This is a genomic window from Synechococcus sp. NB0720_010, assembly GCF_023078835.1.
Classification (GTDB): domain Bacteria; phylum Cyanobacteriota; class Cyanobacteriia; order PCC-6307; family Cyanobiaceae; genus Vulcanococcus.
Window position 1 is genome coordinate 20065 of sequence record NZ_CP090898.1, and the last position, 22929, is coordinate 42993.

General features: G+C 63.6%; 23 protein-coding genes. 12 read left to right on the forward strand and 11 right to left on the reverse strand.

The window, feature by feature from the left end:
• The first annotated feature begins 24 nt into the window (after positions 1–24).
• The gene (locus tag LY254_RS00120) at positions 25–1875 is read left to right on the forward strand and encodes an APC family permease (protein WP_247477780.1); all 1851 of its coding nucleotides are present in this window, start codon (positions 25–27) and stop codon (positions 1873–1875) included.
• Here LY254_RS00120 and bioA read toward each other — a convergent pair.
• Both bioA and LY254_RS00130 read right to left on the reverse strand, forming a co-directional pair.
• Positions 1872–3140 carry an adenosylmethionine--8-amino-7-oxononanoate transaminase gene (gene bioA / locus LY254_RS00125; RefSeq protein WP_247477783.1) on the reverse strand — a complete coding sequence of 423 codons (1269 nt, stop codon included), beginning with the start codon at positions 3138–3140 and terminating at the stop codon, positions 1872–1874. The two genes, LY254_RS00120 and bioA, sit on opposite strands and share 4 nt — an antisense overlap.
• A 3-nt stretch (positions 3141–3143) precedes the next feature.
• Positions 3144–4832, reverse strand: a complete 1689-nt coding sequence (locus LY254_RS00130) for a SulP family inorganic anion transporter (protein ID WP_247477786.1) — start codon at positions 4830–4832, stop codon at positions 3144–3146.
• A 109-nt stretch (positions 4833–4941) separates the two neighbouring features.
• On the opposite strand from LY254_RS00130, the gene LY254_RS00135 reads away from it, so the two are divergent.
• Together LY254_RS00135 and LY254_RS00140 are read left to right on the forward strand one after the other, a co-directional pair.
• Positions 4942–6051 (forward strand): DUF389 domain-containing protein, encoded by a 1110-nt coding sequence (locus tag LY254_RS00135; protein WP_247477789.1) that lies wholly within the window; start codon positions 4942–4944, stop codon positions 6049–6051.
• A gap of 56 nt (positions 6052–6107) precedes the next feature.
• A complete protein-coding gene (locus tag LY254_RS00140) occupies positions 6108–7193 on the forward strand; it encodes a calcium/sodium antiporter (RefSeq protein WP_247477791.1) in 1086 nt (361 codons plus the stop codon).
• Here LY254_RS00140 and LY254_RS00145 read toward each other — a convergent pair.
• Positions 7190–7408 carry a hypothetical protein gene (locus tag LY254_RS00145; RefSeq protein ID WP_247477794.1) on the reverse strand — a complete coding sequence of 73 codons (219 nt, stop codon included), beginning with the start codon at positions 7406–7408 and terminating at the stop codon, positions 7190–7192. The two genes, LY254_RS00140 and LY254_RS00145, sit on opposite strands and share 4 nt — an antisense overlap.
• Positions 7409–7504: 96 nt before the next feature.
• Positions 7505–7729 (reverse strand): DUF4278 domain-containing protein, encoded by a 225-nt coding sequence (locus LY254_RS00150; protein ID WP_247477807.1) that lies wholly within the window; start codon positions 7727–7729, stop codon positions 7505–7507.
• A gap of 357 nt (positions 7730–8086) precedes the next feature.
• On the opposite strand from LY254_RS00150, the gene LY254_RS00155 reads away from it, so the two are divergent.
• The gene (locus LY254_RS00155; protein WP_247477818.1) at positions 8087–9547 is read left to right on the forward strand and encodes an ammonium transporter; all 1461 of its coding nucleotides are present in this window, start codon (positions 8087–8089) and stop codon (positions 9545–9547) included.
• An 87-nt stretch (positions 9548–9634) separates the two neighbouring features.
• Complete coding sequence (locus tag LY254_RS00160; protein WP_247477820.1) at positions 9635–9898, forward strand: hypothetical protein; 264 nt, start codon at positions 9635–9637, stop codon at positions 9896–9898.
• Here the strand turns inward: LY254_RS00160 and LY254_RS00165 are convergent.
• Complete coding sequence (locus LY254_RS00165) at positions 9891–10343, reverse strand: Rrf2 family transcriptional regulator (RefSeq protein ID WP_247477822.1); 453 nt, start codon at positions 10341–10343, stop codon at positions 9891–9893. The genes LY254_RS00160 and LY254_RS00165 overlap by 8 nt on opposite strands.
• A gap of 145 nt (positions 10344–10488) precedes the next feature.
• Here LY254_RS00165 and LY254_RS00170 point away from each other — a divergent pair, with 145 nt between their 5' ends.
• Together LY254_RS00170 and LY254_RS00175 are read left to right on the forward strand one after the other, a co-directional pair.
• The gene (locus LY254_RS00170) at positions 10489–12294 is read left to right on the forward strand and encodes an SLC13 family permease (RefSeq protein ID WP_010316568.1); all 1806 of its coding nucleotides are present in this window, start codon (positions 10489–10491) and stop codon (positions 12292–12294) included.
• Between the two features lie 30 nt (positions 12295–12324).
• Positions 12325–12765 (forward strand): DUF2062 domain-containing protein, encoded by a 441-nt coding sequence (locus tag LY254_RS00175; protein WP_010316569.1) that lies wholly within the window; start codon positions 12325–12327, stop codon positions 12763–12765.
• Here the strand turns inward: LY254_RS00175 and LY254_RS00180 are convergent.
• Complete coding sequence (locus LY254_RS00180; RefSeq protein WP_247477824.1) at positions 12762–13754, reverse strand: CNNM domain-containing protein; 993 nt, start codon at positions 13752–13754, stop codon at positions 12762–12764. The genes LY254_RS00175 and LY254_RS00180 overlap by 4 nt on opposite strands.
• 50 nt (positions 13755–13804) lie before the next feature.
• On the opposite strand from LY254_RS00180, the gene LY254_RS00185 reads away from it, so the two are divergent.
• From LY254_RS00185 to bchL, 5 genes are all read left to right on the forward strand, one after another.
• Positions 13805–15208, forward strand: a complete 1404-nt coding sequence (locus LY254_RS00185) for a TrkH family potassium uptake protein (protein ID WP_247477827.1) — start codon at positions 13805–13807, stop codon at positions 15206–15208.
• A gap of 54 nt (positions 15209–15262) precedes the next feature.
• Positions 15263–15967: a TrkA family potassium uptake protein gene (locus LY254_RS00190; RefSeq protein WP_010316572.1), complete on the forward strand. Its 705-nt coding sequence runs from the start codon at positions 15263–15265 to the stop codon at positions 15965–15967.
• 121 nt (positions 15968–16088) lie between these two features.
• Complete coding sequence (locus LY254_RS00195) at positions 16089–17354, forward strand: ferredoxin:protochlorophyllide reductase (ATP-dependent) subunit N (RefSeq protein WP_247477842.1); 1266 nt, start codon at positions 16089–16091, stop codon at positions 17352–17354.
• 10 nt (positions 17355–17364) lie between these two features.
• Positions 17365–18972: a ferredoxin:protochlorophyllide reductase (ATP-dependent) subunit B gene (locus tag LY254_RS00200; protein ID WP_247477845.1), complete on the forward strand. Its 1608-nt coding sequence runs from the start codon at positions 17365–17367 to the stop codon at positions 18970–18972.
• Positions 18973–19141: 169 nt separating this feature from the next.
• Positions 19142–20026, forward strand: coding sequence for a ferredoxin:protochlorophyllide reductase (ATP-dependent) iron-sulfur ATP-binding protein (gene bchL, locus LY254_RS00205; RefSeq protein ID WP_010316575.1), 885 nt, complete (start codon positions 19142–19144; stop codon positions 20024–20026).
• A 4-nt stretch (positions 20027–20030) separates the two neighbouring features.
• Here bchL and LY254_RS00210 read toward each other — a convergent pair whose 3' ends face one another.
• The 5 genes from LY254_RS00210 to LY254_RS00230 all read right to left on the reverse strand — a co-directional run bounded on the left by LY254_RS00210 (position 20031) and on the right by LY254_RS00230 (position 22757).
• Entirely contained in the window at positions 20031–20291 is a 261-nt protein-coding gene (locus LY254_RS00210; RefSeq protein ID WP_247477848.1) for a hypothetical protein, read from the reverse strand.
• Positions 20288–20761, reverse strand: coding sequence for a hypothetical protein (locus tag LY254_RS00215; protein WP_247477850.1), 474 nt, complete (start codon positions 20759–20761; stop codon positions 20288–20290). Before LY254_RS00215 ends, LY254_RS00210 begins: the two co-directional genes overlap by 4 nt.
• 10 nt (positions 20762–20771) lie before the next feature.
• A complete protein-coding gene (locus LY254_RS00220) occupies positions 20772–21206 on the reverse strand; it encodes a hypothetical protein (RefSeq protein ID WP_247477853.1) in 435 nt (144 codons plus the stop codon).
• A 138-nt stretch (positions 21207–21344) separates the two neighbouring features.
• Positions 21345–22340 (reverse strand): protochlorophyllide reductase, encoded by a 996-nt coding sequence (locus LY254_RS00225; RefSeq protein WP_247477856.1) that lies wholly within the window; start codon positions 22338–22340, stop codon positions 21345–21347.
• Between the two features lie 42 nt (positions 22341–22382).
• A complete protein-coding gene (locus LY254_RS00230; protein ID WP_247477858.1) occupies positions 22383–22757 on the reverse strand; it encodes a hypothetical protein in 375 nt (124 codons plus the stop codon).
• Positions 22758–22929: the final 172 nt, after the last annotated feature.

Below are 22929 nucleotides of genomic sequence, written 5' to 3' on the forward strand. Positions count from 1 at the left end.
TGAGGCCAGCCGCGCGCCACAGGGGTGCTTTCGTTTGCCCGTCGTCTTTTGGGGCGTCCTCTGCTGCGCAGGGAATCGGATGCGCAGCGCCTGCCGAGCCTGATTGCGCTGCCGATCCTCTCCTCGGATGCCCTCTCCTCGGTGGCCTATGCGACCGAGGCCGCCCTGGGGGTGTTGCTTCTGGCCGGCAGCGGTGCCCTTGGTCTGTCCCTGCCGATCACGGCCTGCATCGTCGGCTTGATCGCGATTGTGGTGCTCTCCTATCGCCAGGCGATTGAGGCCTACCCCGAGGGGGGAGGCTCCTATGTGGTCGCCCGGGAGAACCTCGGCGCCTGGGCGGGGTTGGTGGCGGCGTCGGCATTGCTGGTGGATTACACCCTGACCGCCGCGGTGAGTCTGATGGCGGCGGCCCAGGCCCTGAGCTCCCTGCTTCCAGGGCTGCTGGCCCATGAGACCAGCCTCTCTCTGCTGCTGTTGGCACTGGTGGGTTGGGCCAATTTGCGGGGGCTGAAGGAGGCCGGCCGCCTGTTTGTTGTGCCGACCTACTCCTTTGTGGTGATGGTCGCGCTGCTGGCCCTGTTTGGTCTGCAGAACATCGTGTTTGCCCATGGCTTTCGCCCGGATGCAGCGCCGGCGATCGCTGCCCTGGAGCCCTTGGGCCTGTTCTTGATTCTTCGGGCCTTCAGCGCCGGTTGCTCGGCGATGACCGGTATTGAGGCGATTGCCAACGGGGTGAAGGTGTTCCGTGAGCCCTCGGCCCGCCGGGCCCAGGCCACGCTGCTGGTGATGGGGGTGTTGCTGGCGCTGCTGTTCCTGGCCGTCAGCGGTTTGGCCTATCTCTACGGGATTGCCCCCAATCCCGATCGCACCGTTCTGGCCCAGATCGGTCTGCGGGTGTTCGGTCCCGGCAATCCTCTCTATTGGTTCCTGCAGATCAGCACGTTGTTGATCTTGGGCTTGGCGGCAAACACCGCCTTCGCTGGATTCCCGCGGCTGGCGGCACTGCTGGCCAAGGACCGCTACCTGCCTCGCCAGATGGCTTGGTTGGGGGATCGTCTGGTGTTCCAGAACGGCATCGGCCTATTGCTGCTGGTCTCAGCCCTGGTGATCGTGGTCTGCCGCGGCAACACCAATGTCGCGATCAACCTCTATGCCTTGGGGGTGTTCCTGGCCTTCACCCTGTCCCAGGCGGGCCTGGTCAAGCACTGGTGGGTGCGGCGGGGCCAGGGGTGGAGCAACCGCCTAGCGCTGAACGCTCTCGGGGCGTTCACCACCGGGGTGGTGTTTGCCGTGATTGTCGTCAGCAAATTTGACGAGGGCGCCTGGATCGTGGTGCTGCTTCTCCCCCTGCTGGTCTGGGGCTTGGCCGGCATTGGGCGCCGCTACAAGCGGGTCTATGAGGCGATTGAGCTGAAACCAGGGGAGGACTGCTCAGTCCCCTGGCCAGATCGGCGCGATCCCTTGGAGAACCAGAGCATCGTTTGGTTGGCCTCCTGGAGCCGTCCGACCCTGGAGGCCCTGCGCTACGCGGCCCAAGTGTCTGATCGCGTGATCGGCGTCTGGGTCTGTGAACCCGAGGACGATTTCGAGGCCTTGCGCCTGCGCTGGCATCGACTGGTGGGCGATGCGCCTCAATTTGAGTTGCGCCTGCTGGAGAGTCCCTTCGCCTCCTTGATCGATCCCTTTGCCCAGTTCGTGGCCGAGGAGGAGGCCCGCTGCCCAGGGAGTCAATTCACGATCGTGATGCCCATGGCGATCCCCAGGCGCCGTTTTGATCATCTGCTGCTCAACCAGCGCGGCTTGAACATGCGGGAGGCCCTCAATGCTCAACACAGCCGCGTTTTTACCCTCGTTCGCTACTTCCCGCCTGCCTAGAGGGCATCGAGGCAAGACTGCAGGGCGCCGTAGCAGCGCTCCAGTTGGTCGGTGCTGGTGCAGAGCGGGGGCAAGAGATAGACGACGTTGCCCAGCGGCCGCAGGTAGACGCCTTGATCGATGCAGTGGCGCTGAACCGTTTTCCCAATCGGATTGAGATAACTGGTCTGGCCAGCGTCCAGCTCAAAGGCCGCCACGGTTCCTGTGCAGCGAGGCCGAAGCACCTTGGGGTGCTGGGCGAGGGCCGCCAGGTGGGGGGTGTGGCGCGCCTCAAAGTCCCGGTAACGCTCGGGGTTGGCCTCCAGCAGATCGAGGCTGGCCAGAGCAGCGGCACAACCGAGGGGATTGGCGGTGAAGCTGTGGCCGTGGAAGAAGGTTGCCGTGGGTTCGCTGTCGCTGATGAAGCCGGCGTAGATCCGTTCACTGGCCAAGGTCACGGCCATCGGTAAAAAACCAGCGGTGAGACCTTTGGAGAGGGCCACAAGATCCGGCCGAATCCCGGCCCGTTGGCAGGCGAACAGTGCTCCCGTCCGGCCAAAGCCGGTCATCACTTCATCGGCAATCAGCAGGGCTCCACTGGCTTGCACTTGTTCGGCGACTGCTTTTAGAAACTCCGGCCGCACCATGCGCATCCCTGCGGCCCCCTGGATCAAGGGCTCGACAATCAGGGCTGCGGTGGGTGTTTGAAGCGCCTCCCTGAGGGCCGCGAGGGCGGCCTCCTCCCGCTCCTCCACCTGCTCGTCACCCCAGTGGGTGGCGGGCCAGGGAAGTCGGGTGACATCGAAGAGCAGCTCCTCGAAGGCTTCGGTGAAGACCGAGCGATCCCCCACGGCCATCGCTCCAAAGGTGTCGCCGTGATAGGCCCCCTCGAAGGCGATCAGTTGGCGGCGTTCACTGCGCTGATTGCGCCACCACTGCCAGGCCATCTTCAAGGCGACCTCAACGGCACTGGAGCCGTTGTCGGAGAAAAACAAGCGCTCGAGGCCGCTCAAGGCGCTGAGGCGGCTGGCGAGTTCTTCCGCAGGGCTGTGGCTGAAGTTGGCAAAGATGACCTGCTCCAGCTGCTGCGCCTGGTGGCCGATGGCTTCAGCAACGCTGGGTTCGGCGTGGCCATGGAGGGTGACCCACCAACTGCTGATGGCATCAATCAGCTCCCTGCCGTCTTCGAGCTGAAGAACGGAACCCTGGGCTCTCACCACCCGAGCCGGCGCGTCGCTGCGCGCCACTTGGGTGATGGGATGCCAGAGATGGGGATGCCAGGCCATGGATCAGGTGATGGCGCTGACGGCCTGTTGCAGAGCCAGGCGACGGTCCAGGCCGGTGCGCTCCGCGGGGAGTTTCTTGTAGAGCCCCAGCTTCTCGAGGCGGCGCTTGGTGGTTCCGCTCGCCCCGACCACAAAGACCTCGCGGCCCTTCTCGATCGCTTCCTCCACGGCGTTCTCCACCGCCAGGGCTGCCGTGACGCCGAGGTGAGAGACCTCAGTTAGGTCAAAGACGACGGCGCGGCAGTCACCAATGGCGTTGTGCTCGCGGCCGATCGCCTTGGCGACGCCGAAGATCATCGCCCCGTTGAGTTGGAAGAGCAGGACCTGACCGCGGGCGGCGTCGAGGAGTTGACGCTCTTCATCACTGATCTCGAGGTCGCCGTCACCGGTGCTGATCGACTTGACGCTCTTGCTCTGCAGGGCGCTCATCTTGTCGATCGTGAGGATGTTGGCGATGAAGACGCCCACGCCCACGGCGGCGATCAGATCCACGAGGACCGTGAGGGCGATCACCAAATACATGATCAGTGCGCCGCTGATCGAGATGCGGTGAGCGCGCCTGATGAAGCCCCAGTCGACGATGTCGACACCCACCTTCAGGGCGATGCCCGCGAGGACGGCCTGGGGGATCTGGGCGGCGACGCCGGTGAGGGCGAGGATCACCACCATCAGGATCAGGGCCCGGCTGATGCCAGAGAGGGCACTGCGGCCGCCGCTCTGAATGTTGACCACGGTGCCCATGGTGGCGCCGGCGCCGGGCAGGCCACCGAAGAGGCCGGAGGCGAGGTTGCCGAGGCCCTGACCGATGAGTTCTTTATTGGAGTTGTGCTCGGTGCGGGTGATGCTGTCGGCCACCACCGAGGTCAACAGGGCATCGATGCAGCCCAGCATGCCCAGCACGGCTGCGTCGACAAACATCAACTGCAATTCGCCCAGCTCAAAGTGGGGAATCTGCAGAGCGGGGAAGCCGGAAGCGATCTCGCCGATGCGGCGAATCTCCTCGCCTCCACCGCCGCCCAGGACGGTGATCGAGAGCAGCGTCCCCACCACCAGGGCAATCAGCTGGGGTGGGGCCACTTTTTTGACGGCCGCCGGGGTCAACCAGAGGATGGCCATCGTCACCACGGCCAGGCTGATCTCGGTGGGCCGGGCGTTGGCGAGCAGCTGGGGCAAGTTGTTGAGGGTGCCCATGACGCCGCCCTTCGGGCTGGCCTGACCGAGGAAGGGTCCCAGCTGCAGGATGATCAGGATCAGGCCGATCCCACTCATGAAGCCCGAGATGACCGTGTAGGGCATCTGGGTGATGTAGCGACCGAGCCGCAGCAGACCGAAGGCGATCTGGAAGAGGCCGGCCAGCATCACAACGGTGAAGGCCATGGCGAGCCCGTGCTCGGGATTGCGGGCCGTCAAGCTCGCGATCACGGCCGTCATCACCACGGTCATGGGACCGGTGGGTTCGGAGATCAGGCTGGGGGTTCCGCCAAAGAGGGCTGCGAACAGGCCCACCAGCACCGCACCCCAGAGGCCGGCCGCTGCCCCGGCTCCTGAGGCGACGCCGAAGGCCAGGGCCATCGGTAGGGCGATCACAGCGGCCGTGACGCCGCCAAAGAGATCCCCTTTGATGTTGTTGGTGCTGATCTGATTCAGCAGGCGAAAACTTGACGCACGTTGGGACGTCGACGCCGGGGTCATGACCACTGTCAATGGGGCCAAAACGCTACGTCTGAGCCGAATCGATTGGGGCTTTGCCGGCAGGGCGTTAGCGAATCGGTCATCCTGAGCCCAGGACTTTGCGCGAGCCATGGGCGAGCCCACACCCCTGGCGTTCCTGGAGGCCAGCTTTGAGCGGGAAGCCCGCCTGGATCAGTCCTATGTGGTGCTCACCGTTGCGGCGAGCCTGATCGCCACCCTGGGACTGTTGGCGGACAGCGCCGCGGTGGTGATCGGGGCGATGTTGATTGCCCCCTGGATCCTGCCCCTGCGCAGTGCTTCCTTCGCGATCCTGGAGGGACGACTGGCCCTGGTGGGCCGTGCGTTGCTGACCCTGGCCGTGGGCGTCGGCATCACGGTGCTGACCTCAGCGGCCCTGGGTTGGGTGGCCAACCTGCCAGTCCTGGGCGATGAGGTCCTGGGGCGCACCACGCCGAACCTGCTGGATTTGGGCATTGCTTTGGTGGCGGGATCGATCGCGACCTACGGCCGCCTCAAGCCGGAGGCGGTGTCATCCGTTGCAGGCACGGCGATTGCGGTGGCCTTGGTGCCTCCGGTCTGTGTCCTGGGCCTGTTGCTGTCGCTTCAGCAGTGGGAACCGGCCAGGGGAGCAGCCCTGCTGTTTGCCGCCAACCTGCTGGGCATTCTTTCGGGGGGATTGCTCACCTTGGTGGCCACCCAGGCGAGCCTGCGCCAGCAGCTCTTCCGCAGTCAGATGGGTCTGGTGAGCCTGCTCCTGACGGGACTGCTGCTGATTCCGCTGACCGGTGGCTTTGTGACGCTGCTGGGACAAGCCCAACAGCGTCAGGCCCTTCAGGAGGTGGAGCGGGCCATCACCGAGAGCCTGCGCCAACGCACCATCACCTTGGGGCGGGATTCGGAATTGACGGACGTCAAGATCGATTGGACGCAAAACCCCCCCTTGATCAAGGCGGCGGTGCGGGTGAGTCGCCCCAACCTGCCCACCCCGAAACAGGTTGCGGCTGTTCAGGACTTCATCAACAAGACGCAAAAGTTCCGCTACCGCCTTTTGGTCCAGCGGGTCTCCATTGACGTGATCGGCCCTGAGACCGAACCCAACCCCGAACCCACCCCCGTGGAAGAACCCCAAGAGGTGGTTCCAGAGAAAGCTGAGCCGGCCGGCATCACCCCTGCTCCAGCGGTCGCCCCGCCGCCCGCGGCTCCGGCCGTGCCGGGGTAACGGCCTGAAGACATTTCGGCTGTTCTGTGCACAATTGGGCCAGTCCGCTGCTGGCCATGCCTGACGCCCTCACCTTTCTGGAGATCGTCGCGGGCATCTTGCTCCTCTTTGGCGGGGGCGAGTTGTTTGTGGCCGGAGCGGTTGCCCTGTCTTTGCTGCTGGGTATTCCTCAGATCGTCATCGGCCTGACGGTCGTTGCCTTTGGCACCAGCGCCCCTGAGCTGTTTGTGAGCTTGCTCTCGACCTTGCAGGGAAATTCCGGCGGGGACTCGATTGCCGTTAGCAATGTTCTGGGCTCCAACATCTTCAACGTGATGGTGGTGTTGGGCGCCAGCGCGGCGATTACCTCCTTACGCGTTCGTAGTCGCTTGGTGCGGCGGGATGTGCCGTTGCTCATCGCCGTGTCGATGGCCACCTGGGCGATGGCCTCATCCGGGAGCTTCTCCTGGGTTGCGGGTCTGGCTCTGTTGACAGCCCTGGTGATCACCCTGGTCTGGGAGGTGCGCTCAGCGCGGGAAGACCACGAGGACGGTCTTGATGACATTGATGCGGAAGGGGCCTCCACCACACCCGTGGCCATCGTCAAATTGGCCCTGGGTCTGGTGTTGCTGGTGGTGGGCTCCCAGGTTCTGATCAAAGGCGCCATCGCTGCGGCCCAGACCCTCGGGGTGAGTGAGGCGGTGATCGGTCTGACGATCGTTTCGGCTGGCACCTCGATGCCAGAACTGGTGACGTCCCTGGTGGCGGCTTACCGGGGTAAGGCGGATCTGGCCATCGGCAACGTGGTGGGTAGCAACCTGCTCAACCAACTCTTGATCCTGGGTCTGTGCGCCCTGCTCTCGGGTCAGGACGGACTGTTGGTCAGCCCTGAATTGTTGCGCCGTGATTTCCCAGTGATGGTGCTGACGACCTTGGCCTGCCTGCCGATTTTCTGGAGTGGCGGCGTGATCAATCGCCTTGAGGGGTGGCTCTTGCTTGGCGCCTACGGCCTCTATTTGGTTGAGCAGATCCTCAGCAGTACGGCGGCTCCGGGTATTGATGAATTCCGCTTGTTCGTCTTGGTGGCAGCTCTCCCCCTGGTGTTGGTCTTCCTGACTTGGACCTCACTGCGCTGGATGCAACAGCGCAAGAGCGTTGGTTAGGAGCAGACAACGCTCGGGAGCATGGACACGCTGACCCCTGCGGCGGTGGCGTCGTTGTAGAGGCTTTCGCTGCTCTGGCGGTTCAGATTGACCTGTCCTGAGCAGATCAAGTCCCAGGTTTCATCGGCGAAGTGGGTTTGCAGCCAGAGCATCCCCATCACCGTGCGGTGCTTGAGGTTGTAGCTCTCTCCGACGGACGTCAGGGTGATGTCCATGGCCCACAAAAAAACCTCCCCCTATTGGAGGGGGAGGCGTTGGACGCTGATGTATCAATACGAACCAAAACCAAAAGCCTTGGTTTTGGGTCGGAATCAGCCTTGGTTGACCTGGGAAGCGGCCTCGGCCTGGCGGTGGTTGTAGTGATGCCCGCGGTACTGCAGATCGACAGTGGCGTCGACGGAAGCCGCTTCGTGACGGAGGGGCGCTTCGAAATGTTGGCCGCGGTAGGCGTGCTCAACGGGAGCGCTGGTGGGCTGTTCGTGGTTGGCGTTGTCGTAGGTGACGCCGCGGTACTGGAGTTTGCTCATGGTGGTCATCGGGCCTCGAAGGGTTGGCTGGTTGTCCGCTTCGTGGGAAGGAGCGTTGCTTCGCCTCGCGGTGGGCTACTTCCGGTGGAGCCAGGCCCAAAGGGGGCTCACTCAACGTTTTGTCCTTCTGCAGCATTTCTAGCTGATGAAGAATGTTCAGAGTGAACAAAAGCCTCTTTTTTGTCTTTTTTGTAATAGTTACTGTGGCCCGTTGAACGTTTTTTCTTCACTTTCCTTCTGCTGCCATAGCGCAATTCCTGATGGACTTGCGAATTGGTAGCGAATGCAACCTTGACGGTGGTCTGTGATGCGGAACATTGGCACCTAATGGCGGTAATCCGTCATCCACCCAGCGACTGCTTTTTGATGACTGTTGCTTCTCCTGTCTCTCGGCCTCGGTCGAAGAGCCTGCAGGAAGCGAGCTTGCTGGAGGCTCCTCAGCTTCTGCTCCGCAAGGTGCGAGGACTGTCCTCCGGCCGTTCGCTGACCTGGCTGGCTTGTGTGCCTCTGGCTCTTTTCGGCCTGGGCGTGTTCAACCTTTCGGCCCGCGCCGCTGAGCTCCCCGAGCTCAACGCAGCGTTCCTGGCCAACAACATGTGGCTCCTGGTGGCCACGATCCTGGTGATCTTCATGAACGCCGGTTTCGCCATGGTCGAAGCCGGGATGTGTCGCCAGAAGAACGCCGTCAACATCCTTGCCAAGAACTTGTTCGTGTTCGCCCTCGCGGTGACCGCCTACTGGTTCATCGGTTATTCGCTGATGTACGGCGGATCCCTGGTGGATGGCTGGCTTTATTTCAACGGCCTCTTCTTTGACCCCACCGTCACCGCTGAGATGGTGACCGAGGGAGCCTTGGTTCCCACCGTTGACTTCCTGTTCCAGGCTGCCTTCGCCGGCACCGCCGCCACGATCGTTTCTGGCCTCGTGGCTGAGCGCGTCAAGTTCGGCGAGTTCGTGATCTTCGCGCTGGTTCTGACTGCTGTTATCTACCCGGTCTCCGGTTCCTGGCAGTGGAATGGCGGCTGGCTGAGCGAGCTGGGCTTCATTGATTTCGCTGGCTCCTCGATCGTCCACTCCGTGGGTGCTTGGGCCGGCCTGGTGGGCGCAATGCTGCTTGGCCCCCGCATCGGCAAGTTCGTGGGCGGTAAGCCCCAGGCCATCCCCGGCCACAACATGTCGATTGCAACCCTGGGTGCCCTGATCCTCTGGATCGGCTGGTACGGCTTCAACCCCGGCTCTGAGCTGGCGATGGACCAGTACGTGCCCTACGTGGCTGTGACCACCACCCTGGCGGCTGCAGGTGGCGCCATCGCTGCCACCATCGTCTCCACCCTGACTTCTGGCAAGCCCGACCTGACGATGATCATCAACGGCATCCTGGCCGGTCTGGTGAGCATCACTGCCGGTTGCGGCAACATGACCCTGGTGGGCTCCTGGGTCGCTGGTGCCGTCGGCGGCATCATCGTTGTCTTCGCAGTCTCCGCACTGGATGCCTCTGGCATTGACGATCCCGTCGGCGCCTTCTCCGTCCACGGTGTGTGCGGCGTCTGGGGCACCCTCGTCATCGGCCTCTGGGGCGTTGATGGCATGGACGTCGGTTCTGCAGGCCTTGGCCTCTTCAATGGCGGCGGCTTCAGCCAGCTCGGCATTCAGGCCCTGGGCTGTGCGGCCTACGCCATCTGGACCCTGGTCACCTGCTGGATTGCTTGGTCCGTGATCGGCGGCCTCTTCGGCGGCATCCGCGTCACTGAGCAGGAAGAGATCGAAGGTCTCGACATCGGTGAGCACGGCATGGAGGCTTACCCCGATTTCGCTTCGGCGAAGTGATCCTCTGAGCTCTGCTCGATGGGCCCGCTTCGGCGGGCCTTTTTTATTGCCTCAGGGCCTTGGCTGGCAGCATGGACGGGCCCAAGGGTGCCGCTTTTGCCCTGCCCCCGCTGCGGTGCGCGCTTGCTCACCAAAACCGAGGAGCGCCCTCCGCGCTTGGTTTGCGTGGACTGCCGGCAGGTCTTGCCCCAGTCGGTCCAGGTGCCGCTCATCACCCTGGTGGTGCGTCACTTTTTGGGCGTGATGCTGCTGCTGGGCCTCGTGGTGGTTCCACTGCTGGTGATGAGTCTTTCGCCCTGGATTGATCGGGTTCCCCGGGCGCCCCGCACCAACTTGAGTGCCATTAGATGAAGTACATCGCTTGCGCCTGAAGCAGTGCATCCCGTTGGGCGAGAAGGTCCGCGAGGGATGTGGACTCCAGTAGGGCCAGGCGCTGTTCCTGCAGTTGGCTCCCAAGCGAGTGCAGCACCTGCTGCTCCAGGCTCTGTTGAGCCGCTGGCTGCGGTTCGGACCTGCCCTCGAGGCAGTCGATTACCTCGGCCAGCCGGATGTCCGCAGCGGGTCTGGCCAGTTGGTAGCCCCCCTTGGGGCCACGGCTGCTGTTGAGCAGGCCCCCCTTGCGCAGGCTGGTCATCATCTGCTCGAGGTAGCGCTCGGGAATGCCCTGTCGCTGCGCGATGACCGAGACCTGGAGCCGTCCTCCTTGGGCCTGGATGCCAGCGAGTTCGATCAGGGCGAGCAGTCCGTAGCTGGTTTTGGCGTTGAAGGGCAACGGACGTGCTTGAGGCAATTCCACGGTAAAGCACTTGGGAATTGGTATAGCCAAGTTCCCTTTAGGAGACTCGGCTCTGGCTGAACTTTTCTCGCTGTGCTGTTATTCCCGATCCGTGTGCCGTGTTTTGCGAGCTGTAGGCTGAGGGCCTTGCCCGATCGCCCCTCCCTTGGCTGATCTTGTTGCTGCCGCTCTGCAGCCCGGAGCCCTGATCACGCTGGTGGTGTTGCTGGGCTCCGTGGTCCTCTTCATCTCCGGTTGGCTGGCGCCCGATCTCACGGGGTTGCTCGCCGCCGGCCTGCTGGTCAGCTTCCACGTGATCGAGCCCCGCGAAGCCCTGGAGGGTTTTGGCAGCCCGGCCCTGATCACGCTGGCTGGTTTGTTCGCCATCTCCGCTGGGCTGTTCCGCAGCGGGGGACTGGATCGTCTGCGCGCCTTGATCGGCTCAGACGCCATTCGCAGCCCGAAGCGAATGATTGCCTTGATGGTGGCGGTGGTGGGTCCCGTTTCTGCGGTTGTTCCCAATACCCCGATCGTCGCCAGCCTGCTTCCGGTGGTGGAGGGCTGGTGCAAACGCCGCCGCATCTCCCCGTCGAAGGTGCTGCTCCCGTTGTCCTTTGCCACGGTGCTCGGGGGGACGATCACCCTGCTGGGCAGCTCGGTGAACCTGCTGGCCAGCGAGGTCAGTAGCCGTCTGGGCTACGGCAGCTTTGGCTTATTCAGCTTTACCCCGATCGGTCTGGGGGTCTGGCTGCTGGGCGGTTCGCTGATGGTGCTGCTCGCCGATCGCTTTCTGCCGGATCGGGGCCGCGATGACGACGACCTGATCGCTGACCTCTCCAGCAGTGGATACCTGACCGAGGTCAAGATTCCATTGGGTTCTGAGCTCATTGGCCAGTCGCTCCACGCCACGCGGCTGCAACGGCGCTTTGACCTCGACGTTCTGGAGCTGCACCGCGGCACGGAGCGCTTTATGCCTCCCTTGGCCGACCGCACCTTGATGCTCGGGGATCGTCTGCTGCTGCGCTGCAGCCGCGAGGACCTGCTGCGCCTCCAGCAGGACCACACAGTGGTCTTGGCCCCCACGCCGGAGCAACCGCTCAGCCTGGAGCAGGACAACAGCCAGCGGATGGTGGAGGTGCTGTTGCCCTCCGGCTCCACCCTCGCCGGTGACTGCCTGCGCGATCTGCGTTTCCGGCAGCGCTACAACGCCACGGTGTTGGCCCTGCGGCGCGGCAATGCCGTGCTGCGGGAACGGCTCGGGCGCGCCCAACTCCGTGAGGGGGATGTGCTGCTGCTGCAGGGTCCCAAGGACGCCATCCGCGGCCTGGCGGCCAGTAATGACCTGGTGGTCCTGGAGCAGTTGGAGAAGGACCTGCCCACGGTCAGCCGCAAGCGCGTGGCGCTGCTCATTGCTGCCCTGGTGCTGCTGTTGCCCAGCTTTGAGATCATCCCCTTGGTGGCGTCCGTGCTGCTGGGCACGGTGGCCATGGTGGTGACCGGTTGCCTGCGCGCCGGTGAACTGCAACGGGTGGTCCGCCTGGATGTACTGGTGCTCCTGGGCTCGCTGGCGAGCTTCAGCGTTGCCCTGGAAAAAACGGGTCTGGCCTCTGCCCTGGCCCAGGCCCTGTTGCTCGGCTTGAGCAGCTGGCCGGTCTATGGCGCCATGCTCGTGGTGTTCCTGTTCACCGTCGCGTTGACCGAAGTCATGAGCAACGCGGCGACGGTGGCGATGTTGATTCCCATCGCGGGTCAGTTGGCCCAGGGGCTTGGCCTACCGCCGATGGCCTTGATTTATGTGGTGCTCTTCGGCGCCAGCCAGAGCTTTCTCAGTCCGATTGGCTACCAAACCAACCTGATGGTCTATGGCCCGGGTCGCTATCGCTTCTTGGATGTCTCCCGCTATGGCTTCCCCTTGACGATTGCGATGGCCATCGCCGTTCCTTGGATGGTCTGCCGCTGGTTCGGCCTGTAGAACGTGAGCTCGCAAGGCCCGCGGGGTTGGATGAAGCGCCTCAAACAGTGGTTGCTCTGGCTGTGGCATCACGAGGCCAGTCGCGGCCAGAAAGCCCGGGGCTTGGCGGCAGGGGTGTTCATGGGCTGCTTCCCGATCTTCGGTCTGCAGACCTTGCTGGGCATCGCCCTGGCCAGCTTGGTGCGCGGGAACCACATCCTGGCTGCGGCGGGTACTTGGATTAGCAACCCCCTGACCTACATCCCCCTCTATTGGTTCAACTACAGCGTCGGTTGCTGGTTGCTGGGCCCTGGCCCTGCCTTGCCCACCCTTGAGGCAATCCAGCAGGGGGGCATCTGGGAGCTCGGGCTGGCGATCTCCAGCCGTCTGTTGCTGGGCTCCACCCTGGTGGGATCCCTCAGCGCAGCGCTGTTTGGTGGGATCTACTGGTGGTTGCTCAAGCGCAGCCAGCAGGGCCGCGCCCATACCTAGCCCTCGGGGACCCGCTTCCAACCGGCCAGCACCCCAAGGATGTCGGCGGCGCTGACCAGGCCGACGAAGGCCCCGAACTCGTCGACAACAACCCGCACGGAGCTGCGGTCGCCGCGCCGGAAGCTGGTGAGCAGCCGATCGGCACGGATCATCTCGGGGACGAATTGCGGCGCATCACAGAGCTGGCTGATCAGGCGGTAGCCCCCACCGCTGAGCAGCTCAGCCATGGCTCGCTCGCGGCTTTGAACCCCCAGCACCTCATCCACCTCTTCCCCCAGGACAACCCACCAGGCGTCATCGGCGGCCTCAAGGATCTCCTGGCGAACCGAGTCCAGGCTGGCGCCGCCTGAAAGGGACGGGGTCGCCACCCGTGAAACCATCAGATCCCTGGCGGTGAGGTCGTTGAGGGCAAAGACCTTGCCGATCATCGCGGCCTCGTCGGCTTCGATCTGGCCCTGCTGGGAGCCCAGGCGCGCCATCAGGTGGATCTCACGTTCGTTGGTGGTGAGTTCACTCGTGGCTGTGATGGCCGGCATCAGCTTCTCCAGCACCAGCAGCAGCGGCAGGGTCAGCCGCTCGAGCATCAGCAGAATGCGGGCCGAGACCAAGGAGATCGGCATGGCGAAGCTGTTGCCGATCGTTTTGGGCAGGATTTCAGCGAAGAGGATCACGGCCACCGTGAACCCGACGTTGAAGAGCAGCAGGGCCCAGCGGCCCCCGACGCTTTCGAACACCTGGTTTGCCTGGCTACCGAGCAGGATTGAACCGGAGATGTTGAACAGGTTGTTGATCACCACCAGCAGCACCAGGGCCCGCCCGGGCCTGGCCTTGATGCGCTCCAGTGCCCGTGATCCCGGCACCTTTTGCTGCTTGAGGGTGTGGACCTGAATCGGATTCACCGTCAGCATGGCGGCTTCCGTACTGGAGGCCAAAGCCGAGCCCACCAGGATCAGCACCGCCATCACCAGCAGCACAACGATCGGATTCATCGACTGGCGCAGGCTGCGAGATCGATCGGACCTTACCTACGGTTTGCGGGATGAACCCGTCTTCGAGCAATCCAGTCCGGGCGCTACAGCGTTGGCGCCATCAGCTCACGGTGCCGCAGTTCACCGTGGTGACGGGCCTGCTGGTGATCGTTTTGGCGACACTGCTGCTCTCGACGCCGCTCTGCTCCAACTCCAACGTTGGTTTGTGGCAGGCCCTGTTCACGGCTACCTCGGCGATCACTGTGACCGGTCTTTCGGTGATCGATATCGGAGAGGATCTGACCTTCGCAGGCCAGGTGGTGCTCGCGGGCTTGATCATCACCGGTGGTCTCGGACTGATGGCGATCACGACCTTCCTGCAGGGGTTTGTGCAGGGCCGATCCGGCTTGCGTAATCGTTTGGACAAGGGCCGTGCCCTTGATGAATTCGGGGTCGGCGGCATCGGACCCACCTTCCACAGCATCCTGCTGGTGGCCCTCTGTGTGATGGGCTTGGGCACGGTGGTGCTCTACAGCTTTGGTTTTACCGACATCGAGGACCCTGGCAGACGGCTTTGGGCTGCGATGTTCCATGCCATCAGCGCTTACAACAACGCCGGATTTGGCCTCTGGTCCAACAGCCTGGAGAGCTATCGCGATAACCCCGTGGTGACTGGGGTCATCGCTTTCATGATCGTCATCGGTGGCATTGGTTGGCGGGTGGCCAATGACATCTGGAACAACCGCTTTCAGTTGGGTCGCCTGCGTCGCCTGAGCCTTCACACCCGCCTGGTCATTCGCAGTACGGCGCTGTTGATCGTCATCGGCGCGGTGGGTCTGTTGATTACCGAGCACATCGGCTACGGCGCCTCGGCGATGGAGCCCTATGGCTGGCTTGAGGATCTGCAGATCGTGCTCTTTCAGTCGATCACCACCCGCACCGCCGGCTTCAACACGATTCCCCTCTCCGCCCACCAGATCACCGACGCCGGGCTGCTGCTGATCATCCTGTTGATGTTCATTGGCGCCAGCCCCGGCGGCACCGGTGGCGGGGTGAAAACAACGACCTTCGCCATCCTGATGGGGGCCACCCGCTCGACCCTCCAGGGCCGCAGCCATGTGCTGCTGCACCGCCGGCAGATTCCCGATGCCACGGTGCTGCGGGCCGTGGGGGTCACCTTGGCTTCGGCCCTGTTTGTGGTGCTGATGGCCTTGACCTTGGGTTTGGGGAATTCCCTAGGGCAGCAGCAGGTGCAGTCCTTCAGTTTCCTGGAGAAGCTCTTCACCTGCGTCTCCGCCTTTGGCACGGTCGGCCTGGACCTGGGGGTCACGGCCCATCTCAACCGCTGGGGCCAACTGGTCTTGATGGTGGGGATGTTCGTGGGGCGGGTGGGAATCCTGTTGCTGCTCTCCGCGCTCTATGGCACCCGGCCCCAGAGCCGGGTGGGCTATCCCAAGGAAGATTTGTATGTCTAGTGGCTTCAGCACTTAGAACAGGGGCGACGAGCACCGGGCTGTGAATCAGTGGCTGTGAATCAGTGGTGGCAGTGGAGCGCTGAAGCCGGGGTACGCCGCGGCAGTTTTGCCGTCATCGGGGTCGGACGTTTTGGCTCCTCGGTCTGCTCGGAGTTGCTTCAGTCCGGGGCGGAGGTGTTGGCCATTGATTCCAACCAGCGCGCCATCGATGAGCTGCGCCAGATCGATCCCGCCATCGAAGCGCGGGTGGTGGACTGCACCGATGAAGAGGCCCTGCGGGCGGCAGGGGTGCTGGACATGGAGACGGTGGTCGTGGCCATGAGTGAACCGCTGGAGGCCAGTGTCACCGCGACCTTGATCTGCAAGGACTCCGAAGGCAGTCGGGTGAAGCAGGTGATCGCCCGGGCCACGAGCGACATCCACATGAAGATGCTCAAGCGCGTCGGCGCGGACCGCGTGGTCTTCCCCTCAAAAATGATGGGTCAGCGGCTCGGGATGGAGCTGGTCCGCCCGAATCTGCTGGAGCAGTTGCGTTTGGACGACCGCAGCAGCATTGAAGAAATCAAGGTCCCCGCAGCTTTCATCGGCCATTCGCTGCGGGATCTCAACCTCCGCAAGCACTACAACGTCAATGTCCTGGCGGCAGGACCGGCGGGCGAGCTGCATGTGAACCCCCCGGCCTCCCATGTCCTGGCTGAGGGCGAGCTGCTGGTGGTGATGGGCTCTGAGGATTCCCTGCGGGCGTTGCCCGCCAGTTGAGGGATGGGCTTTGTGCGCTTTCCCTCACCCCGTTAATGACAGCTTGTGCCCAAAGCCCCCCTAACCCCCCAAGCCGGAGCTAGCCCGGGTCGATAGCGCTCACCAAAGGGGGCTGGCTGTGATGGTCAGTAGCTCAGTTGCTTCGACGGCTTTACCACCACCGCTGAAGGAAAGCGGTCAGCGGGAGGTGTTTTGCGGCCTGACCTCGATCGTCTGGTTGCATCGGCGCATGCCGGATGCCTTTTTCCTGGTGGTGGGCTCCCGCACCTGCGCCCACCTGATCCAGAGCGCCGCCGGGGTGATGATTTTTGCCGAACCCCGCTTCGGCACCGCGATCCTTGGCGAGCGCGATCTGGCCGGCTTGGCGGATGCCAACGAGGAGTTGGATCGACTCGTCGCGCAACTGCTGGAGCGCCGCCCCGAGATCCGCACCCTGTTCCTGGTGGGGAGTTGCCCCAGTGAGGTGATCAAGCTCGACCTGGCGAAGGCCTCGGAGCGGCTGAATCAGCAGCACGCCGGGCGCGTGACGGTGATCAACTACACCGGCAGTGGCATCGAGACCACCTTCACCCAGGGGGAGGACAGCGCCCTGCAGGCGCTGGTTCCCCTGATGCCTAAAACGGACCAGCCCCAGCTGTTGATCGCAGGGACCCTGGCGGATGCGGTCGAAGACCGTTTGGTCGGCCTGTTCCAGAAACTCGGCATTGAGCGGGTGGTGAGCCTGCCGCCACGGCGTTCCACTGAGCTTCCCCCGGTGGGCCCGGGGACCCAGCTGCTCCTGGCGCAGCCCTTCCTCTCCGGTACGGCTCGGGCCTTGGTGGACCGCGGAGCCACGTTGGTGCCTGCGCCCTATCCCTTTGGTGTTGAAGGCAGCCGGGACTGGATGGCCGCGGCGGCCAGGGCCTGTGGCATTGCGCAGGACCGGATTGATGCCGTGCTGGATCCCCTGGTGGAGCGCGGCCGGCGGGCCTTGGCTCCCCACCGGGAGGTGTTGGCGGGCAAACGTCTCTTTCTGCTTCCCGATTCCCAGCTGGAGCCGGCCCTGGCGCGCTTTCTCTCGCGGGAGTGCGGCATGGAGCTGGTGGAGGTGGGAACCCCCTACCTCGACCGTCAGTTGATGGCCGAAGAGCTGGCGCGCCTGCCCGAGGGCACGCAGCTCAGCGAGGGGCAACATGTCGAAAACCAGCTGCAGCGGGTGCGCGAGGGGCGTCCCGATCTGGTGGTTTGTGGTTTGGGCCTGGCCAATCCCCTGGAGGCAGAGGGGATGGCCACGAAGTGGTCCATCGAGTTGGTCTTTAGCCCCATCCATGGCATTGATCAGGCCGGAGATCTGGCTGAACTCTTTGCCCGTCCCCTGCGTCGCCGCGGCGCGCTGCAGTTCTCCTGATTTACCGCCGATGGAACTCACGCTCTGGACCTACGAAGGCCCCCCGCACGTTGGGGCCATGCGCATCGCCGCCTCCATGGAAGGGGTGCACTACGTCCTGCATGCACCGCAGGGCGACACCTACGCCGACCTGCTGTTCACGATGATTGAACGGCGGGACCGCCGCCCGCCTGTCACCTACACCACCTTTCAGGCCCGGGATCTGGGGGGTGACACCGCCGAACTGGTGAAGCGCTCCATCACCGATGCGGTCGAGCGCTTCAAGCCCGAGGCCCTGCTGGTGGGCGAGAGCTGCACGGCAGAGTTGATCCAGGACCAGCCAGGAGCCCTGGCGGCGGGCATGGATCTGGGCGGGATCCCGATGGTCAATCTGGAGCTGCCGGCCTATTCGAAAAAGGAAAACTGGGGGGCGGCTGAGACCTTCTACCAATTGGTCCGCAGCCTGCTGAAACCGCAGCTTCCGCCGCCCGGACAGCCGAAGCTCGATCCAACCCGCTGGCGCGCAGAAAACCGACGCCCGCGGGTGAACCTGCTGGGTCCGTCCCTCTTGGGTTTCCGCTGCCGCGATGACGTGCGGGAGCTCACCCAGCTGCTGGCGAGCTACGGCATCGATGTGGCTGTCGTTGCCCCCCTCGGTGCTCGGCCGGCTGACCTGCTGCGCATCCCGACGGCTGACGCGAACCTCAACCTCTACCCCGAGGTCTCCGGTTCGGTCTGCAGCTGGCTGGAGCGTCAGTTCGGCTTCCCCACGGTGAAAACGGTTCCGATCGGCATCGGAGCCACGGTGGAGTTCCTGCGGGAACTGCATGGCGTCCTTGGCCTGGAGCCGCCCCAGGATCTGCAGCCCGGCGCCGATGGCCTGTGTGCAGCGGAGCGTCGCTCGCGTCTGCCCTGGTACTCCCGCTCGGTGGATTCCACCTATCTGACGGGGAAGCGGGTTTTCGTGTTCGCCGATGGCACCCACGCCCTGGCCGCGGCGCGGATCGCCAGCCGCGAGCTGGGCTTTGAAGTGGTGGGCCTGGGCACCTACAGCCGTGAGATGGCCCGGGAGGTCCGGGCGCTGGCGGCGGAGTTAGGGCTGGAGGCCCTGATCAGCGACGACTACCTCGCCGTTGAGGCGGCCATGGCCGCCGCGGCTCCGGAGTTGGTGCTCGGCACCCAGATGGAGCGCCACAGCGCCAAGCGCCTGGGCATTCCCTGCGCTGTGATCAGCGCCCCCTTGCACGTTCAGGACGTCCCCGCCCGCTATGCCCCCCAGATGGGCTGGGAGGGGGCCAACGTCATCTTTGACAGCTGGGTGCACCCCTTGATGATGGGTCTGGAGGAGCACCTGATCGGCATGTTCCGCCATGACTTTGAGTTCGTGGATGGTCACCGCAGTCACCTGGGCGATGGCGCCCCGGCCTCGCCCGTGGCACCTGCCGAGGAGATCACGCTGCCCCCAGTGGATGGGTCGCAGTTGTCCTGGAGTGCCGACGGTGAGGCTGAACTGGCCAAGATTCCCTTCTTCGTGCGGGGCAAGGTGCGTAAAAACACCGAGGCCTATGCCCGCGATCAGGGTCTGGCGGTGATTGATAGCGAGGCCCTCTACGAAGCCAAGGCCCACTACAGCCGCTAAGCGCAGTAGTGGGCTGGGTATTACTACCTACAAATGTGTGTTTAAACCCTCAATTTTCTCCTTAACTGTTTCGCTTTGCATGGCCCCTCGGGTCAACGGGCACGGCCAGGTCTTGGATGGGAAAGAGCTTTAAAACCAGGGTTCCTGTGTTCCTGGTTTTCCTTGTTTTATGACCACCACGCTCAAGCGCCCCGATGGTGAGGGCAGCGTTCAGGTTCATCAGGATTCCTCGATGCAAATCGAGGAGGGAGCGTTGGTCATTGCCGTCTACGGCAAAGGTGGGATCGGCAAAAGCACCACTAGCTCAAACCTCTCTGCGGCCTTCTCCAAGCTCGGCAAACGGGTGCTCCAAATCGGCTGCGACCCCAAGCACGACAGCACCTTCACCCTGACCAAGCAAATGGTCCCGACGGTGATCGACATCCTCGAGGGGGTGGACTTTCACACCGAGGAGTTGCGCCCAGAGGACTTCGTCTTTGATGGCTTCAATGGGGTGCAATGCGTCGAGTCCGGTGGCCCTCCGGCGGGTACCGGCTGCGGCGGCTATGTCACCGGACAGACGGTCAAGTTACTCAAAGAGCACCATCTCTTGGAAGACACCGATGTGGTGATCTTTGATGTGCTTGGCGACGTGGTTTGTGGTGGATTTGCGGCCCCTCTGCAGCACGCCCACTACTGCCTGATTGTCACGGCGAATGACTTCGATTCGATCTTTGCGATGAATCGGATCATTGCGGCCATTCAAGCCAAGGCCAAGAACTACAAGGTGCGCCTCGGTGGGGTCGTGGCGAACCGCAGCCGCGACACCGACCAGATCGATCGCTTTAACGACCGGGTGGGCATGAAGACCATGGCCCACTTCCCCGATCTCGATGCGATCCGCCGCTCGCGCCTGAAGAAGTGCACGATTTTCGAGATGGAATCCACCCCCGAGGTGGAGGCCGTCCAGAACGAATATCTACGCCTCGCTCAGTCGATGTTGGAGAGCGTGAAGCCCCTGGAGGCTGAACCGCTCAAGGATCGCGAGATCTTTGACCTGCTCGGGTTCGACTGAACCCTTAAAGCCGAACCTTGGTGACTTCGGCTTTGATGCTTCCGCCGCGGGTTCCCACCTCAATGGGCGCCCGCGTGAAGATCTCGACGCGAATCCCGCTTCTGGCAATCCGCCAGAGCACCTGAGCCAGCAGCGCCACGCTGGCCAGGACCACAAGGGGCCAGAGCAGTGGTTGCAGGGACTGTCTGTTGAGGAGTTGTGCTGCAGCCAGTCCGCTGAGGAAGCCCAGCAGCACGAGCAAGCAGGACAGGGCTGCGCGGTTCAAGAGCTCAGGCTGCTGCAGGCATCCAGCAGGAGTTGCTCCGCCGGAGTTCCAGCGCCGGGAACCCGCCAGTCCCCCCAGTTGGAACCAGCCCGCTTGCGGTTGAGGGTCAGATCACGGCAGTTCACCGCGAGTGCCCGATCGGGCACGTTGCTCTTGGGATTGCTCTCTGGCGTGGAGGGCCAGCTCAGGCCTCCAATGGCCGTGGGGCGGGTGATCGCCCGTCGCCAGGGGGTGACCCAGATATAGGGGTGACTGTCGTACGGCTTCCAGCTGGTCCAATCCACCTCCACATCACCGAAACGACGCCAGCGTTCGTGCTCTTGCGCTTGCCGCTCGCGCAGGCGCTCCAGCAGTGCCTGTTGCTCTGCGCTGGTCGCTGTTTCGGCCCGTACTGCGGCGATACCGCCGCTGCCCATTAGGAGCATCAAGCTGCCCGAGAGCAAGGGGAGGAGGGGGACGCGTTGAGTCATGGCCGGCGCCTCAGGGGAGCGGGGGGAGCGGTAGCGGTGAAACGGCCTTGAGGGCGTCCTTGATCGTGACGGTGACATTGCCGCCGATCTGGTTCACCCCCACTTCGCCATTGACCAGCAGCGGTTCATCGCTGACGATCTCGACGGGTTCAACAATTTTCTCAACGGTCACCGGCTTGGCGATGCGTCCAACGTCAACCGGGAGTGAGTCGTTGGCCTTGACCGGAAGGGCTGCTTTGGCACTGACGGCAACCGGTAGGGCGCCGTTGGCTTGGACCTGGACTGGGGTCAGGATTTTCTCGACTTGGATGGGCCCCTTGAGGACCACGGGGAAGGGCTGTTGGCGCTTGACGGCAATCGGTATGGGTTGCCCCAAGATCTGGATTGCCGCCATGGCCGCCGACCAGGTGGCCAGCACAACCGCCAGGGGCCAACGGCAGGCCATCGCCAGTAGGAACCAGCGCGGCTCATCCTGAGGGTTCAGTGGAATCACAGGCCTTCCCATCGGCAACCCTGCAAGGCTTGCCGTAGGCATACATCAGGGATAAGGGCTTGTCATCCCTACTGCAGGTGAGCCGTTGGACTAGCGCAAGCCGACCAACTTGAGTGATTCATCCCAAACCCCTTGTGCCGTTTCGGGATTGCTGGCCTTATCGGAGAGCTCTTGGCTGAACTGCTGGCCGCCCTGCTTCTGGCGGTTACCCCAGCTCCAATGCACCCCGGATGTGCCAAAACCTGGATCGGCGACCACCTGGGCCACCCGCTCTCCGGCGAGGGCTTGGCTGACGTAGCCACCGGTGACGTTCTTTTGGAACCAGGGGAAGATCTTCTGGAAGGCCCGCGGGGTATTGCGGAAGAGGGGGGTGTCCGCGACGCAACCGGGGTACAGCGAGCTGAAGACGATCCCCGTGGAGTGGTGCAGGCGGCGATGCAGCTCCTGCGTGGTGATCATGTTGCAGAGCTTGCTGTCCTTGTAGGCCTTGCCAGGTTTGAAGGCCTTGCCGTTGGCCATGGCGATGGGTGCCTTGAAGCCCGCTTTGAAGCCGCTGAGGTCGCCCAGGTCCGCCGGAGCGGGGATGGGGATTTTGCCGCCCAGTTCTTTCGAGTTGGCTGTGACGGTGCCGAGGATCACGACCCGCTTGGAGGGATGCTGCGAGGCCTGCAGCTGCGGCAGCAGCAGTTGAATCAAGAGGAAGTGGCCCAGGTGGTTGGTGGCCATGGAGAGCTCATAGCCCTGGGGAGAGCGCTCGGGTTCTTTAAGCCTGGGTTTGTAGACCGCCGCATTGACGACCAGGGCATCGAGGCCAAAGCCCAGGGAGTCGACCAGGGTCTCAACGCCGACACGGACACTGTCGAGATCCCCGAGGTCCATGCGGATGTGGTGGAGCTTGTCGCTGGGGATGCCCAGGGAATCGGCGGCGGCTCCAGCGCGCACCGGATCCCGGTTCGCCGTGACCACCGTCCATCCCCGATCGGTCAGGGCCTTGACGGCATTCAGGCCAACCCCTGAGGTGGTGCCGGTCACCAGGACCGCTCCGGCGGGTCCGCCTGCGTTCGTGAGGTTGCTTGAAGCGGTCATGGACCCAAAAACTGCCCGCAACAACTTACGGAAAGACAGGCCTCAAGGGGTCTGGATTGCGTTGGACGGTTGCTGATTGGAATCCGGGCGCAGTTGCTTCCAGACCACCCGCAGGCGGTTCGGGGCGATCCACTGGTCCTGCTCCTGGATCAGCTTTTGCTCACCACCAACGTTGAACAGGCGATCAAAACGGGTCTGGGCTTTGAGCAGCTTTGCTTTTTGGATGTCCAGAACGGCGGTGATCTCGCCGTAACGATCCAGGCGCTCCTGGTAGGCCCCCGCCAGTCGAACCAAGCTGACCACGGCCACCAGGGAGAGGCCGATCTTCAGGGAGAGACCGATGGAGCCGTAGAGCAACTCCTGGCTCGGACTTGAAGGCCTGATCTGCTGCGAGGGTGCCGGCTCAACAACGCTCAAGTTGGCGTCACTGCGGTGCTGGCGACGGCCTCGAGCGGGCTCCGCTTTGGGATCTTGAGCAGTCCGTTTCCGATTTGCGGATCGCCGCTGCGATAGCTGGGCAGATCGGGAGGGGCTCAAGGGTGAGGAGGAGTGGGGAGAGACGCACCGCTTCTAGCAGGTCGTCTCTCCC

What these genes read in the sequence shown, in the direction of transcription:
- bioA (WP_247477783.1), bottom strand. Translation starts at nt 3,140, where the DNA reads ATGGCCTGGCATCCCCATCTCTGGCATCCCATCACCCAAGTGGCGCGC.
- LY254_RS00155 (WP_247477818.1), top strand. Translation starts at nt 8,087, where the DNA reads ATGACTGTTGCTTCTCCTGTCTCTCGGCCTCGGTCGAAGAGCCTGCAG.
- LY254_RS00130 (WP_247477786.1), bottom strand. Translation starts at nt 4,832, where the DNA reads ATGACCCCGGCGTCGACGTCCCAACGTGCGTCAAGTTTTCGCCTGCTG.
- LY254_RS00140 (WP_247477791.1), top strand. Translation starts at nt 6,108, where the DNA reads ATGCCTGACGCCCTCACCTTTCTGGAGATCGTCGCGGGCATCTTGCTC.
- LY254_RS00135 (WP_247477789.1), top strand. Translation starts at nt 4,942, where the DNA reads ATGGGCGAGCCCACACCCCTGGCGTTCCTGGAGGCCAGCTTTGAGCGG.
- LY254_RS00175 (WP_010316569.1), top strand. Translation starts at nt 12,325, where the DNA reads ATGAAGCGCCTCAAACAGTGGTTGCTCTGGCTGTGGCATCACGAGGCC.
- LY254_RS00220 (WP_247477853.1), bottom strand. Translation starts at nt 21,206, where the DNA reads ATGGCCTGCCGTTGGCCCCTGGCGGTTGTGCTGGCCACCTGGTCGGCG.
- LY254_RS00225 (WP_247477856.1), bottom strand. Translation starts at nt 22,340, where the DNA reads ATGACCGCTTCAAGCAACCTCACGAACGCAGGCGGACCCGCCGGAGCG.
- LY254_RS00195 (WP_247477842.1), top strand. Translation starts at nt 16,089, where the DNA reads ATGGTCAGTAGCTCAGTTGCTTCGACGGCTTTACCACCACCGCTGAAG.
- LY254_RS00180 (WP_247477824.1), bottom strand. Translation starts at nt 13,754, where the DNA reads ATGAATCCGATCGTTGTGCTGCTGGTGATGGCGGTGCTGATCCTGGTG.
- LY254_RS00150 (WP_247477807.1), bottom strand. Translation starts at nt 7,729, where the DNA reads ATGACCACCATGAGCAAACTCCAGTACCGCGGCGTCACCTACGACAAC.
- LY254_RS00200 (WP_247477845.1), top strand. Translation starts at nt 17,365, where the DNA reads ATGGAACTCACGCTCTGGACCTACGAAGGCCCCCCGCACGTTGGGGCC.
- bchL (WP_010316575.1), top strand. Translation starts at nt 19,142, where the DNA reads ATGACCACCACGCTCAAGCGCCCCGATGGTGAGGGCAGCGTTCAGGTT.
- LY254_RS00145 (WP_247477794.1), bottom strand. Translation starts at nt 7,408, where the DNA reads ATGGACATCACCCTGACGTCCGTCGGAGAGAGCTACAACCTCAAGCAC.
- LY254_RS00185 (WP_247477827.1), top strand. Translation starts at nt 13,805, where the DNA reads ATGAACCCGTCTTCGAGCAATCCAGTCCGGGCGCTACAGCGTTGGCGC.
- LY254_RS00215 (WP_247477850.1), bottom strand. Translation starts at nt 20,761, where the DNA reads ATGACTCAACGCGTCCCCCTCCTCCCCTTGCTCTCGGGCAGCTTGATG.